14 protein-coding genes, 5 tRNA genes and 2 pseudogenes are annotated in these 13,657 nt (G+C 63.1%); 17 read left to right on the top strand and 4 right to left on the bottom strand.

All coding sequences use genetic code 11. The features are described from left to right. Positions 1-136 (top strand): annotated as a pseudogene (locus AC062T_RS08775) (ammonium transporter); the annotation flags it as partial. A gap of 110 nt (positions 137-246) precedes the next feature. Further along, positions 247-1,125: a hypothetical protein gene (locus AC062T_RS08770; protein ID WP_476029204.1), complete on the top strand. Its 879-nt coding sequence runs from the start codon at positions 247-249 to the stop codon at positions 1,123-1,125. Here AC062T_RS08770 and AC062T_RS08765 read toward each other — a convergent pair. Next, the gene (locus AC062T_RS08765) at positions 1,103-2,053 is read right to left on the bottom strand and encodes a quinone oxidoreductase family protein (protein ID WP_476029202.1); all 951 of its coding nucleotides are present in this window, start codon (positions 2,051-2,053) and stop codon (positions 1,103-1,105) included. The two genes, AC062T_RS08770 and AC062T_RS08765, sit on opposite strands and share 23 nt — an antisense overlap. A 130-nt stretch (positions 2,054-2,183) precedes the next feature. Between AC062T_RS08765 and AC062T_RS08760 the strand changes: the two genes are divergently transcribed. Then, positions 2,184-2,624: a MarR family winged helix-turn-helix transcriptional regulator gene (locus AC062T_RS08760; protein WP_476029200.1), complete on the top strand. Its 441-nt coding sequence runs from the start codon at positions 2,184-2,186 to the stop codon at positions 2,622-2,624. 102 nt (positions 2,625-2,726) lie between these two features. Here the strand turns inward: AC062T_RS08760 and AC062T_RS08755 are convergent. Continuing rightward, positions 2,727-2,802 (bottom strand) — tRNA-Val (locus tag AC062T_RS08755). Positions 2,803-2,946: 144 nt separating this feature from the next. Between AC062T_RS08755 and AC062T_RS08750 the strand changes: the two genes are divergently transcribed. The 6 genes from AC062T_RS08750 (at position 2,947) to AC062T_RS08725 (ending at position 6,017) form a co-directional block, all read left to right on the top strand. After that, positions 2,947-3,018, top strand: a tRNA-Gly gene (locus tag AC062T_RS08750). 35 nt (positions 3,019-3,053) lie between these two features. Then, positions 3,054-3,127: transfer RNA gene (locus AC062T_RS08745), tRNA-Cys, on the top strand. Between the two features lie 20 nt (positions 3,128-3,147). Then, a tRNA-Val gene (locus tag AC062T_RS08740) sits at positions 3,148-3,219 on the top strand. A 77-nt stretch (positions 3,220-3,296) separates the two neighbouring features. After that, positions 3,297-3,368, top strand: a tRNA-Gly gene (locus tag AC062T_RS08735). Positions 3,369-3,546: 178 nt separating this feature from the next. Further along, positions 3,547-5,451, top strand: coding sequence for a threonine--tRNA ligase (thrS, locus tag AC062T_RS08730; protein ID WP_476029206.1), 1,905 nt, complete (start codon positions 3,547-3,549; stop codon positions 5,449-5,451). Beyond that, the gene (locus tag AC062T_RS08725; RefSeq protein WP_476029198.1) at positions 5,451-6,017 is read left to right on the top strand and encodes an HIT family protein; all 567 of its coding nucleotides are present in this window, start codon (positions 5,451-5,453) and stop codon (positions 6,015-6,017) included. The genes thrS and AC062T_RS08725 overlap by 1 nt, the downstream gene beginning before the upstream one ends. A gap of 26 nt (positions 6,018-6,043) precedes the next feature. Here AC062T_RS08725 and pdxY read toward each other — a convergent pair whose 3' ends face one another. Then, positions 6,044-6,895 (bottom strand): pyridoxal kinase PdxY, encoded by an 852-nt coding sequence (pdxY, locus tag AC062T_RS08720; RefSeq protein ID WP_476029196.1) that lies wholly within the window; start codon positions 6,893-6,895, stop codon positions 6,044-6,046. A gap of 26 nt (positions 6,896-6,921) precedes the next feature. Continuing rightward, positions 6,922-8,271 carry an aminotransferase class I/II-fold pyridoxal phosphate-dependent enzyme gene (locus AC062T_RS08715; RefSeq protein ID WP_476029194.1) on the bottom strand — a complete coding sequence of 450 codons (1,350 nt, stop codon included), beginning with the start codon at positions 8,269-8,271 and terminating at the stop codon, positions 6,922-6,924. Positions 8,272-8,329: 58 nt separating this feature from the next. Between AC062T_RS08715 and pdxS the strand changes: the two genes are divergently transcribed. From pdxS to AC062T_RS08675, 8 genes and pseudogenes are all read left to right on the top strand, one after another. Next, entirely contained in the window at positions 8,330-9,220 is an 891-nt protein-coding gene (gene pdxS, locus AC062T_RS08710; protein ID WP_476029192.1) for a pyridoxal 5'-phosphate synthase lyase subunit PdxS, read from the top strand. Continuing rightward, complete coding sequence (gene pdxT / locus AC062T_RS08705) at positions 9,210-9,833, top strand: pyridoxal 5'-phosphate synthase glutaminase subunit PdxT (RefSeq protein ID WP_476029190.1); 624 nt, start codon at positions 9,210-9,212, stop codon at positions 9,831-9,833. Before pdxS ends, pdxT begins: the two co-directional genes overlap by 11 nt. 36 nt (positions 9,834-9,869) lie before the next feature. Then, entirely contained in the window at positions 9,870-10,631 is a 762-nt protein-coding gene (locus tag AC062T_RS08700) for a YebC/PmpR family DNA-binding transcriptional regulator (protein WP_476029188.1), read from the top strand. Positions 10,632-10,643: 12 nt separating this feature from the next. Next, positions 10,644-11,228 carry a crossover junction endodeoxyribonuclease RuvC gene (ruvC, locus tag AC062T_RS08695; RefSeq protein ID WP_476029186.1) on the top strand — a complete coding sequence of 195 codons (585 nt, stop codon included), beginning with the start codon at positions 10,644-10,646 and terminating at the stop codon, positions 11,226-11,228. Continuing rightward, positions 11,225-11,845, top strand: coding sequence for a Holliday junction branch migration protein RuvA (ruvA, locus tag AC062T_RS08690; RefSeq protein ID WP_108516574.1), 621 nt, complete (start codon positions 11,225-11,227; stop codon positions 11,843-11,845). Before ruvC ends, ruvA begins: the two co-directional genes overlap by 4 nt. Continuing rightward, positions 11,842-12,894 (top strand): Holliday junction branch migration DNA helicase RuvB, encoded by a 1,053-nt coding sequence (ruvB, locus tag AC062T_RS08685; protein WP_476029183.1) that lies wholly within the window; start codon positions 11,842-11,844, stop codon positions 12,892-12,894. The genes ruvA and ruvB overlap by 4 nt, the downstream gene beginning before the upstream one ends. Beyond that, positions 12,884-13,363, top strand: a complete 480-nt coding sequence (gene yajC, locus AC062T_RS08680) for a preprotein translocase subunit YajC (RefSeq protein WP_476029181.1) — start codon at positions 12,884-12,886, stop codon at positions 13,361-13,363. The genes ruvB and yajC overlap by 11 nt, the downstream gene beginning before the upstream one ends. Before the next feature lie 97 nt (positions 13,364-13,460). Continuing rightward, positions 13,461-13,657, top strand: a pseudogene (locus tag AC062T_RS08675) (protein translocase subunit SecD); the annotation flags it as partial.

Raw genomic sequence — 13,657 nt, 5'->3', positions numbered from 1 at the left:
CTCCTTCGTCGTCGCGGGCATCCTCGGCTTCGGAATCGAGAAGACCCTCGGATTCCGGGTCAAGAACGAAGACGAGGTCGCCGGTATCGACACGATCGTTCACGGAGAAGAAGGCTACGCACTCGAGAACGCATAACGCCTAGTTGTAGCGCGGGGGCATGGTCTACGGACTGTGCCCCCGTTTTCGTGTGCCAGATGACTGCTCATCCCGGTTTTCGCTAAGGTTCATGTGGCCAAGGAGGGGTGATGGATTCGTTGCCATGGACATTCCTGGTCGCGGTCGTTCTGATGGGCGCCGCGGGTGCTGGTGCCGTGATTCTTATCGTCGCCGACCGCTGCCCTCGCCGGTCAGCCGTCCTCTACGGAATGGCGTGGTTCCTGCTGTGCTTCGCGCCTCTTGCTTGGGCGTGGCTCGCGCCGTCTTCGTCCCCGATGGGCGTGGCTGGGTCACTCGATTACGCCGGCTCGATGCCGTTTGCGATTGCGATCGGCATCGGCGGCATCATGATGGCTCTCGTTTCGGCCGGGCAGAAGCGTACCGTCGCTCCGCGCTCGTCACGCGTCGCTAGTCTTCGCTGGGCGGGTTCGGCGCTCGCGATCCTCGCGAGTACGGTCGCAGTCGCTGGCTGGATCGTCGTGGCAGAGGGTCAGCTCAATGATTACGCGCTCGGCGGCGCTGTGAGCGTGGTCGCGATGTCCTGTGGTGCCGTTGCGACGAGCTTTCTCCTGCACGGTGTGCGGCGTCGACGGCCGCAGCCGTGGGCAATGCTCGCCGCTGTGGTGTCTGCTCTCGCGGCGGCTGCAGGTGCCGCCGCGTATGTTGGCATCGTCGCGTCGGGCGCCGTGGGCATCGTCAGTGCCGTTCTCGGCCACGCGATCGCGATGCAAACCCTCCGCCGAACGGCATCGGGGGAGATTGCCCTGAGTGCTGCCGCCGCGACCGGCGGAGTGCTCGGACTATTGTCTCTCGGCCTGCTCGACAGGTCTTCAGGGTTCTTCTATTCGGGCCAACCGACACTTGTGCTGACTCAGGTGCAACTAGTTTGCGTCGGGGTCGTTTTTGCTGCCCTCGCGTGCGGAGTCATCGCCGCTCTCATCAGGTTCATCGGAATTCTCCGACGGTAAAACCGCCCGCGGGTTGGTGGCCCATGACGAGAACACTTTTTTCTCCCGGTTGTGTCGATGTTACGTCTGCCACCGCTTCCCGATAGTCCGTAAAGCGATAGCTACGCGGTTGCGGAGGCGTAAGCGTTCCTCTGTCGAGGCGGCCGAGTATGTCTCCGAGCGCCGCGCGATACGCGAAGCGGTGGAGCATCACGAGCACCGGTGTCGAGCAGATTCGCTCGGCCGGGTGCGCGTAGCGACGCAAGGTCGCGGCTGCGAACCCTGCCGCTGTAGCTCGCCGTTGGTGCCCCTGTTTTCCCTCGAATGCGATTCGCACGATGCGGCCTTCGGGCAGGACGACCCGCTGGAGGTCTCTACGCCCGGTGTGGTCGATTACCCCTGCGACGCCGCCGTGCGTCATCGTGCGCAGAGCGTCGATCCATTCGGGATCGCGGTAGTCGAGCACCCGTGCCCCGAATGACTCAGCAACGGCTCGGGTGCGAGTGGATGCTGTGCCAAAGACCGTCAGGTTACGCGCTGCGGCGAGCTGTACGGCCCAAGCGCCAACTGCCCCGCCCGCGCCTTGGATGAGTACCGAGGCAGACTTTATGTCCAATGCGTCGAGTGCGAACTGCGCGGTCACCGCGTCGAGCGGTGCCGTTGCCGCGATCACCGGATCGAGGCTGTCGGGCACCGGTACCAAGAGTGACTGCGCAACCGATATGCGTGTCGCATGCGCGCCCATGCGCGGCAGGATTCCTGCGACCCGCTGCCCGACTGACAATCGCGGGTGATCGGGAGCGCCGAGGTGTTCGATGATGCCGATGAAGTCATAGCCGGGCACGAACCTCGGCACTGGCTGCATGAGATAGTCGCCGCGAACAGCGAGCGCGTCGGTGACTCCTACCGAAGCGTGAGTGATCCGAACGACTGCTCGAGCCCGGCTCATTCGGAGCATGTCCTTTCGTGTCGCTTCTTCCCGTACGGTTCCGAACCGGGCAACCCGCATGACCCACGATTCGGGCGCTACCCCAGATATGTGACTTATCATGTAAATCAGCCTACCGGAGATGGATGACATGTCACGCACTTCTCGCGAGGACGCGGTTCTCACGTTCTCGTTCCAGCTCAAGAGCCTCACCACGGAACTCAACGCCGCACTTGCGGTGCTCTTTCGCCCACTCGGATTGAGCTGTGTGCAGGCGGAAGCTCTCATGGCACTCGACGCACTCGGGCCGGTGTCTCTCAAAGAGCTCGCAGCGCATCTCGTCGCGGAATCCGGACATCCCAGCCGTCTCATCTCGCGGCTGGTAACTGACGGGCTGGTCGTCCGTACCGGCTCGTCCACAGACGGGCGGGCGGTGGTGCTCGAGCTCACGGAACGCGGCAGAGAGCTGGCCGGAAGCGCGCGCGAGGCTCGCCGCCCCCTGGTCGACGATTTCGCACGCGCGCACGGGGCGCGTCTCGCCGAGACGGCGGAGCTCCTTCGAGAACTCCGTGCGGAGCTCACCGAGCGATAGCACGGGCGCGTCTGGCACCTAACTCAGAATCCCGGTGCTGGGCCGTCATAGTGCGGTGATCTGGAAAAACGAAAAACCCCGGCATTGGCGGGGGTTTTCTCGTGGTGGGCGATACCGGACTCGAACCGATGACCTCTTCCGTGTGAAGGAAGCGCGCTACCAACTGCGCCAATCGCCCGCCCGATAATCTTGCCACAGGTTGCAGCATCCGATTGCACATTACGGAGCTGACGATCCCTTGAGACTCGCCCGGGTTTCGTCGGTTTGGTCTGAGCGCTATTCATCGGATAGAGTCTTCGAGCACGCAGAAATGCGAGCAAATGCGGATGTGGCGCAGTGGTAGCGCATCACCTTGCCAAGGTGAGGGTCGCGAGTTCGAATCTCGTCATCCGCTCGAGTGAAGTCTCACGCGTCGTGGGGACCCACCATGGTGGCGTGGCCGAGAGGCGAGGCAGCGGCCTGCAAAGCCGTCCACACGGGTTCGAATCCCGTCGCCACCTCCACTCAAGAAAAGCACGACAATGGGCGATTGGCGCAGCGGTAGCGCGCTTCCCTGACACGGAAGAGGTCACTGGTTCGATCCCAGTATCGCCCACAAGAATTAGCCCCGGTTCGCCGGGGCTTTTCTCGTTCGAAGTGAGTCCGTCGCAAGGCCGACCGCTTCAACACCATGCGGATGTGGCGCAGTGGTAGCGCACAACCTTGCCAAGGTTGGGGTCGCGAGTTCGAATCTCGTCATCCGCTCAGATTGTGAAAAGGCTCGTCAGGAATCCTGGCGGGCCTTTTTGGTTTGTTGCGCTGGCCTGTGGCGTACTCGGCAGCCCACCGACCCGACTAAAGTTGATGGGGTTCTGCAACTGATTCAAGGAGTGTGCCCGTGGCCGACGGATTCGAGCTCTTCACCGATCGCAACGTCGTCGCGATGCGCGTCAATGGTGAGCTGAAGGACCTGGCTGCGACAGTCACTGATTCAGACACGGTCGAGCCCGTGCTGATCGATTCTCCCGATGGGCTCAACATCCTGCGCCACTCGGCCGCCCATGTTGCCGCTCAGGCGGTTCAGACGATCAACCCCGAGGCGAAGCTGGGCATCGGCCCACCCATCACGGATGGTTTCTACTACGACTTCGATGTCGAGGTTCCCTTTGGCCCTGACGATCTCAAAGCGATCGAAAAGGCGATGGAGCGCATCATCAAGCAGGGGCAGCGCTTTGTTCGTCGTGTGGTTACCGAGGATGAGGCTCGCGCTGAGCTCGCCGATGAGCCGTACAAGCTCGAGCTGATCGGCCTCAAGGGCTCGGCTTCTGAGGGCGGCGACAACGAGTCCGTGGAGGTCGGCGCTGGTGAGTTGACGATCTACGACAACGTCGACCCCAAGACTGGTGAGACCGTGTGGAAGGACCTCTGCCGCGGCCCCCACGTTCCGAGCACTCGCATGATCGGTAACGGTTGGAAGCTCATGCGTACGGCCGCCGCCTACTGGCGCGGTTCGGAGAAGAACAAGCAGCTGCAGCGCGTCTACGGCACTGCGTGGCCGACCAAGGACGAGCTCAAGGCATACACGACTCGCCTCGAAGAGGCCGCCAAGCGAGACCACCGCAAGTTGGGTGCGGAGCTGGACCTGTTTTCGTTCCCCGACGAAATCGGCTCGGGGCTCGCGGTGTTCCACCCGCGGGGCGGGATCATCCGGCACGAGATCGAGCAGTACATGCGTCAGCGCCTGCTCGAGAACGACTACGAACTGGTCAACACCCCTCACATCACCAAGGGGCACCTGTTCGAAACCAGCCAGCACCTCAACTGGTACAAGGACGGCATGTTCCCGGCAATGCACCTCGATGAGGAGCACGACGCCGAGGGCAACATCACGAAGCAGGGCCAGGATTATTACCTGAAGCCCATGAACTGCCCGTTCCACAACCTGATCTTTAGGGCCCGTGGACGCAGCTACCGAGAGCTTCCCCTGAGGCTTGCAGAGTTCGGCACGGTTTACCGCTACGAGAAGAGCGGAACGCTCTCCGGGCTTACCCGCGTTCGCGGCCTAACCCAGGACGACGCTCACATCTATGTGACTCCTGAGCAGGTCAAGGACGAGATCAAGCGCCAGCTCGATTTCGTCTTTGAGACCCTTCGCGGCTACGGCCTCGATGACTTCTATCTCGAACTGTCGACCCGCGACCCCGAGAAGTCGGTTGGTACGGACGAGCAGTGGGAAGAGGCGACGAACACCCTCAGAGAGGTGGGAATCGAATCGGGCCTTGAGCTCGTCAGCGACCCGGGTGGAGCCGCGTTCTACGGCCCCAAGATTTCCGTTCAGGCGCGAGACGCCATCGGGCGCACCTGGCAGCTGTCGACGGTTCAGCTTGACTTCAACCAGCCCGCACTATTCGAGCTGGAATACACGGCATCAGACGGGTCTCGCCAGCAGCCGGTGATGATTCATCGGGCGCTGCTCGGTTCCATCGAGCGGTTCTTCGCGATCCTGCTGGAGCATTACGCGGGCGCATTCCCCGTATGGCTCGCCCCGGTGCAGGTTGTCGCAATTCCTGTTGCCGAGGAGTACAACGAGTACCTCGCAGAGGTCGTTGCCCGGCTCAAGAAGCATGGTGTTCGCGCGGAGCTCGATGATTCGAGTGACCGGATGCCCAAGAAGATCCGCACCCACACCAAGGCAAAGGTTCCCTTCCAGCTCATCGCTGGAGAAGAGGATCGCGCCGCTGGTGCCGTGAGCTTCCGCTTCCGCGATGGTCATCAGGAGAACGGCATCCCTGTTGACGAGGCGGTTGAGCGCATCCTCGAGGCGATCCGCTCTAAGGCGCAGGTCTGATGGCTTCCTACAGCGAAGACGAGTTCGCCGGCATCCCTGCGGAGCCTGCCTCGTCCTTCGCTGCAGCTCCGGATGCCTATCAGCGGCTCTGGACGCCTCACCGGCTCGTCTACATCGAGGATGGGCAGCAGCCGGCCAAGGACGACTGTCCCTTCTGCCTCGCTCCCGAGAAGAGCGATGAGGACGCCCTGATCGTCGCTAGGGGCGAACACGCGTACGTTCTTCTCAACCTATTCCCGTATAACTCTGGCCACCTGCTGGTGTGTCCGTATCGCCACATTGCAACCTATGACGAGGCAACGGATGCTGAGGTCGCCGAGATCGGCAGCCTCACTCAGACAGCGATGAGGGTTCTCCGGGAAACGTCATCGTGCGATGGCTTCAACATCGGCATGAACCAGGGTCGTATCGCGGGGGCGGGCATCGCTGCGCACCTGCACCAGCACATTGTTCCCCGGTGGGCCCTCGACTCAAATTTCTTCCCGATAATCGCGGGAACAAAGGCAGTCCCTCGGCTTTTGGGCGATGTCCGGGCAGAGGTTGCCAACGCATGGCCACGGTCGTGATCGGCCCGCGTTAGCCTGCGGAGAAGCTAGCGCACCTGCGTGACCGCAAATTGCAGGCGGGGGTGCGCGTACGTCTCCTGAGACTCGACCAGCAGCAGCTCGCGGGATCCAGCCTCGTAGGTGTTCTGCAGTAGGTCGTAGACGCTGGAGGTCGTCCGGGCGAGCGCCGTTGCAGCGTCGCCGGTTTGGCGGTAGTGCGCCGTGAACAGTGCTGCGGTGACGTCGCCCGATCCATTCGCCTTCATCGGAATGTGTGGTGTCTGCACGATCCAGGCGCCCTTGTCATCGACGGCCAGCATCTCGATCGTGCCTTCGGGACGTTCGGGGCGCTCGACACTGGTGACGAGTACGGTGCTCGGGCCCATTGCGCGGGCCGCATCGACAGACTCCAGCGTGGACTCCAAATCGGCAGGGTCGGTGCCGGTGAGAAAGCCGAGCTCGAACTGATTGGGGGTGATGATGTCGGCGGCCGGTACGACGCGCTCTCGCAGCAGAATCGGGATGGCGGGGGCGACGAAGCATCCGGACTTCGCGTTGCCCATGACCGGGTCACAGGCGTAGACGGCGGAGGGGTTGGCGGACTTGACTCGCGCCACGGTGTCAAGGATCACGTCACCGATACCTTCACCGCCCTGGTAGCCAGACAACACGACGTCGATGTCCTCGAATGCCCCGCGCTCTTCGATTCCCAAGATCACGTCGCGGACGTCGTCTGGGCTGATGAGCGGTCCTCGCCAGGCGCCGTAGCCCGTGTGGTTGGAGAACGTGACGGTGTAGACGGGATAGACCTCGACGCCGATTCGCTGTAGCGGAAAGACGGCGGCGGAGTTGCCGACGTGTCCATAAGCGACTGCGGACTGGATGGAGAGAATCTTCACTAGGGCTCCTGTGAATAACGGACGGGTCAGGCGGTGCGGAGAACGGCGTGGACGGCGGCGGCGATGTCGGAAGCCAGCTGGCGGGCGTCGGCATCGTCGAGATCATGGACGGTGAGGCGAAGGTGCCGGGTGGTCGCATCGTCGGCAAGAAGAAACTCGTCGCCGGGACGGGCCAGCCACCCGCGCCGCATGAGCTGCTCTGTGACGGCACGCGCCGGCGCCGGCAACGGCAGCCACACGCTCAGCCCATCGCCGGGGCGGCACGGAAGTCCTGCAGCGAGGGCGTACTCAGCAAACGCGGCATTCCGCGCACGGTAGTGCTCCGCCGCACGCTCGACCCCTGCCATGACCTCGGCATCGCCCACGAGGGCGACGACAAGGCGTTGCAATAGGTGGCTCACCCAGGTCGAGCCGGGGCTCAGCCGCTGCCCCAGCCGGTCGGCGGTCTCCGCGTCGCTTGCTGTGAGTGCGAGGCAGAGGTCTGGGCCGAGAAACTTGGAGACGGAGCGGATGAGAGCCCAGCGGCGATGCTCTGGTCCGATGATCGAAAAGTAGGGGCGGCGCGAGAGCATCGAGAAGTGATCGTCTTCGATTACCAGCACGTGTGGATACGTGACGAGAACCCCTCGCAGCGCTGCGGCACGCTCCTCGGTGAGACTCGCGCCTGTGGGGTTATGCGCGCGCGGCGTGCACACAATGGCACGCACCCCCGCTTCTAACGCAGCCCGGAGTCCGTCGACGGTCATCCCATCACCGTCCACCGGGATCGGATGCGGCCGGTAGCCTCCCACACGCACTGTCCGCAGAGCGGAAAGAAAGCAGGGGTCCTCGAGCCCTACCAGGTCGCCCCGCGAGAGAGCATCCGCGAACAGTCGCTCGAGGGCGTCAACGGCACCGCCCGTAACCGTAAGGCGCAGGTCGGGCCGCGGGCCTAGGTCCCGCGACATCCATGCAAGCGCCCACTCCTCTAACGATGGGTCGATGGTCGGCTCGCCATACAGCACCGGATGGCCGGCGAGCGTCGCGAGGGCGGGGGAGAGGTCGGGAATGAGGGCGGGATCGGGGTTGCCGTTAGCGACATCTCGGAGAACCGAGTCCGGAGCGTAGCCTTCGAGCGGCACTGAGGAGCGCGTCGCAACTCGGGTGCCTCCTCGTCCGCGTGTCTCGACGGTGCCGGTGCGGCTGAGCAGCCGATACGCAGCGACAACCGTGTTGCGGTTGATGCCGAGTTCCTCCGCAAGCGAGCGAATGGGTGGCAGCGCGTCGCCCGGGGCGAGGATTCCGTGATCAATGAGCGCGCGGACACTCTCGACGATCTCCGCCGCGGTCTCACCCGCGATGAGGTCGAGTTTCACGCGCGCGTCTCCGATCGTCACGCTGTCAGTCTATGGGTCATGCCATGCTACGGTTTGGCCTATGTCAAACGAAGGAGTGATGATGTCAACCACGCACGGAACGGCTCGTGTCAAGCGAGGACTCGCTGAGATGCTCAAGGGCGGCGTCATTATGGACGTCGTCAACGCCGATCAGGCGAAAATCGCCGAAGACGCCGGCGCGGTCGCCGTTATGGCTCTTGAGCGCGTGCCCGCAGACATCCGATCGCAGGGCGGCGTGGCTCGCATGAGCGACCCCGGCCTCATCGACGGCATCATCGACGCCGTCTCCATCCCGGTCATGGCTAAAGCGCGCATCGGCCACTTCGTCGAAGCCCAGGTTCTCCAGTCACTCGGAGTCGACTACATCGACGAATCAGAGGTTCTGAGCCCGGCGGACTACGTCAACCACATCGACAAGTGGAACTTCACGGTTCCCTTCGTATGTGGCGCAACGAACCTCGGCGAAGCGCTTCGACGCATCAATGAGGGTGCCGCGATGATTCGCTCCAAGGGCGAAGCTGGAACCGGGGACGTTTCTGAAGCGACTAAGCACATCCGCACCATCAAGCGCGAGGTCGCACGGCTGACCTCGCTCAGCGCCGATGAACTCTATGTAGCGGCGAAGGACCTCCAGGCTCCTTACGAGCTCGTCCTCGAAATCGCCACGACGGGCAAGCTCCCCGTTGTGCTCTTCACCGCAGGCGGAGTTGCGACACCTGCCGATGCGGCTCTCATGATGCAGCTCGGCGCTGATGGGGTCTTTGTTGGATCCGGCATCTTCAAGTCGGGAGAGCCGGCGAAACGCGCCGCTGCCATCGTCAAGGCAACGACATTCTTCGATGACCCAGCGGTTATTGCCGAGACGTCGCGCGGCTTGGGGGAGGCCATGGTCGGCATCAACGTCTCAGACCTCGCCGCTCCGCACCGCCTCGCAGAACGTGGCTGGTAACCCGACCGTACCGGCGGCGCCTCGCGTCGGTGTCCTCGCCCTCCAGGGCGACTTCCGCGAGCACCGTCAGATGCTGGAGTCGCTCGGCGCGGACACCGTCGCTGTGCGCCGCGAGACCGACCTCGCCGCGATCGACGGGCTCGTCATCCCCGGCGGCGAATCCACGGTGATCGACAAGCTCTCGCGCGCATTCGGAGTCGCCGACCCGATCAAAGCCGCAATTTCTGGAGGCCTCCCCGTCTACGGCACGTGTGCCGGGCTCATCATGGTGGCGGATCGCATCCTCGACGGCGCAGCATCCCAGCAATCATTTGGCGGGTTGGATGTTTCGGTGCGACGCAATGCGTTTGGCTCGCAGACGGAGTCATTCGAAACCGCATTGTCGATTCCGGTTCTCGGGGAGCGGCCCATGCGCGCCGTCTTTATTCGCGCCCCCATCGTCGTCGAGACGGGGCCGGGGGTCTCCGTTTTGGCATCCCTCGTCGATGGCACGATCGTCGCGGTCGAGCAAGCGAACATCATCGCGACCTCGTTTCATCCCGAGGTGACAGACGACTACCGGCTTCATCGATATTTTCTTGACCGCGTAACAGAACGGATGCTGGCGCGCTGAAGGGACAGGCTCGCTCGGCTCGCTAGAATGACCTCTATGTCAGGTCACTCCAAATGGGCAACCACTAAGCACAAGAAGGCCGTCATTGACGCGCGTCGGGCAAAGTCGTTCGCCAAGCTCATCAAGAACATCGAAGTAGCGGCGAAGATTGGCGGAGCCGACCTCTCGGGCAACCCCACACTGGTCGACGCTATTCAGAAGGCCAAGAAGACGTCGGTTCCGAACGACAACATTGACCGCGCCGTCAAACGCGGCGCTGGCCTCACCGGCGAGGTCATCGACTACTCCACGATCATGTACGAGGGCTACGCGCAGGGTGGCGTGGCGCTGCTGATTGAGTGTCTCACCGACAATAAGAACCGCGCCGCTGCGGAGGTTCGCACGGCGATGAACCGCAACGGCGGCAACATGGCTGACCCGGGCAGTGTCGCCTACAACTTCAACCGCAAGGGCGTCGTTTCGGTCATGAAGACCGACTCGCTCACGGAAGACGATGTCCTTCTTGCCGTTCTCGATGCGGGCGCAGAAGAGGTCATTGACCGTGGCGCGGGCTTCGAGATCATCTCCGAGGCGTCTGACCTCGTCGCCGTTCGCACGGCCCTGCAAGAGGCGGGAATCGACTACGAATCTGCTGAGGCGGAGTTCGTTCCCAACCTCACGATCGAGATCGATGCAGAGACGGCTCGCAAGGTTTTCAAGCTCATCGATGCCCTAGAGGACAGCGAAGACGTGCAGAACGTCTACGCTAATTTCTCCGTCTCTGCCGAGACTCAGGCCGAACTCGACGAAGACGAGTAGGTCGAATCTCCTGTGACCGTAAGGGTGCTCGGCGTAGACCCTGGGCTGACGCGCTGCGGCGTGGGAATCATCGATCTGACCCAGGGGCGCGCCGCGACTCTCGTTGAGGTCGGGGTAATTAGGACTCCTCCCGATCTTGCCCTCGAGCGCAGGCTGCTCATAATCGGCGAACAGCTCGATGCGATCATGAACGAGTTCTCCCCGACCGCGGTTGCGCTTGAGCGAGTGTTTGCGCAGCATAATTTGCGAACTGTGATGGGCACGGCGCAGGTGAGCGGCGTCGTTCTTCTTGCCGCTGCCCGGCGCGGGCTCGCCGTGGGGCTGCACACTCCGTCTGAGGTTAAAGCGGCTGTGACCGGATACGGATCCGCCGATAAGAAGCAGGTCGGAGCGATGGTCGCGCGCATCTTGCGGCTCGACGCGCCGCCAGAGCCTGCCGATGCTGCGGATGCCCTTGCCCTCGCGCTATGCCATGCCTGGCGGGGAATGCCCTCCGGCATTGGCGGGGCGACGAGCACGACACCAGCCCAGCAGGCGTGGCGCGCCGCCGAGCGCTCCGGCCGAAAGTCCGAGGCTGCTCCTAGGCTGGATACATGATCTCTTCTGTGCGCGGCACTCTGCTTTCTCTCGCGGGTTCCGTCGCGGTTATCGAGGTCGGGGGCATCGGTCTCGCAGTCGCCATTACGCCCCAGCATGCCCTAAGCCTGCGCACCGGATCCGAGGTCACCGTCCACACCGCGCTCATCGTTCGCGAGGATGACCTATCTCTCTATGGTTTCGCCGACCGGGATGAACTCTCGGTGTTTGACCTCCTGCGGGGAGTCACCGGAGTCGGACCAAAATCGGCAATGGGGGTCCTCGCAGCCATGACGCCCGACGAGATCGCTCGGGCCGTCAACTCCGAGAACGACTCGGCGTTCCGCAAAGTATCGGGGATCGGCCCCAAAACGGCGAAGCTGATCGTGCTGTCCCTCGCGGGCAAGCTAGTGGCCGTGGCGCCGTCCCCGTCTGCTGCTGCACCGCAGCCGATTGTTCGCGACAGCGTAGTGCAAGCACTTATTGGTCTCGGATGGAACGAGAAGGCAGCCCAGGATGCTGCTGACGAGGCGATCTCAAGCGCTGCGGGAGCGCAGCGGGAGAGTGTTCCGGCTCTTCTGCGTCTCGCGCTTTCCGAACTCGGCCCGTCCGCCGTGCGCGAGGGTGCTGCGCGATGAGCTCAGAAGCGTTTGGTTTTGAGCGGAGCTCTGTGGAGTCCGTGGTGGTGCCCGTGCCGGAGTCGACGGCAGAGTTGGCGTTCGAAGGGGCACTACGCCCACGCTCGCTTTCAGAGTTCGTCGGCCAGACCAAGGTCCGCGCGCAGCTTGAACTCTTGCTTCAGGCTGCCGCCCTTCAGTCGCGAACGCCCGACCACATCCTGCTCGCCGGCCCTCCAGGGCTGGGCAAAACGACGCTTGCGATGATCGTGGCTCATGAGAGCGATCGCCCGCTGCGCATGTCTAGCGGGCCGGCGATTCAACATGCGGGCGACCTGGCGGCCCTGCTCTCGTCACTAGTGCCCGGCGAGGTCTTGTTTATCGACGAGATCCACCGGATGGCCCGGTCCGCCGAGGAGATGCTCTATCTCGCTATGGAGGACTTCCGCATCGACATCATGGTGGGCAAGGGGGCTGGGGCAACCTCGATCCCCCTTGATTTGGCGCCGTTCACGCTCGTCGGTGCCACGACCCGCTCCGGCCTGCTGCCGAATCCTCTGCGTGACCGCTTCGGCTTTACCGCTCATCTGGAGTTCTATTCCGATGACGAGCTCGCCCATGTCATTTCCCGCGCCAGTCGCCTTTTGGAACTCGAGATCGACTCAGAGTCACTGGGGGAGATCGCGGGGAGGAGCCGAGGCACACCACGAATCGCCAATCGCCTGCTTCGGCGGGTACGGGATTTTTCACTCGTCAATGGGCGGGAGGGGCTGGAGGCCGTTCAGGCGGCGCTCAAGCTTTATGACGTCGACGATCTTGGCCTCGATCGGCTGGACCGAGCGGTTCTCTCGACCATCATCCAGCAGTTCGGGGGAGGGCCGGTAGGGCTCGGCACGCTTGCCGCATCCGTCGGTGAAGAAGCGGAGACGATTGAGTCGGTCGCCGAACCGTTCCTGGTGCGAATGGGACTAATTTCGCGAACCCCCCGAGGTCGGGTCGCCACTCAGAAGGCCTGGGAACACCTTGGAATAGCGCCGCGGGAGTCTGCACTCTTCCGCGATGGCCTATAATTTAACGACCATCGTGCGCACCGTCGTGCGCAGATTTCCCTCTGGAAGGCCCCTCCGCATGGATCCGCTACTTATTGTCATGATGGCCCTCTTGGCCGTCTTCATCTTCTTCCAGTTCCGCACGTCTAAGAAGCGCCGCGCAGAGCAGGAGACCCTGCAGTCAAAGATGGTTCCCGGCGCTGAAGTTATGACGCAGTTCGGCGTCTACGGAACGCTGCTTTCGGTAGATGAGGAGTCCAACGAGGCCCTCCTCGAGACGACCCCCGGCACCGTTCTTCGCGTCCACCGTCAGACGATCCTTAAGGTTGTCGAGAACGACGCGGACGAGGCCGACAGCATCGCAACAGACGAGACCGTGATCGACGAACCGACCACCATTGACTCCGCATCGGACGACACCCATACGGTGACAGCGGATGGCGATGCCAAGGGCGTCGACGGCCGTGCTGCCGACAAGGGCAACGACTAGCCACTAGTCTTCTGTGTGCGCGACCGACGGTGGCCGCGATTCCTGACCTGACCTCCCTCGAGATGTTGTCTCGCGGAGTAGAAAGCTGAGTTCCTAGGTGGCACAACGATCGACCCCGGTCAAGAAGGCTTGGCGTTCCCTCTCATGGCTCGGCGTCATCGTCGTCGCGCTGGTCGGGTTCAACGTCGCAGGAGTGATCTGGCAGGGCTCTGGGTGGACCCCCAAGCTCGCGCTGGATCTCGAGGGCGGCACCCAGATCATCCTGGCCCCTCAGCTTGAAAGCGGCCAAGAAGT

The sequence above is a fragment of the Homoserinimonas sp. genome, from assembly GCF_056262345.1.
This window is presented reverse-complemented; position numbering and strand designations above follow the sequence as displayed.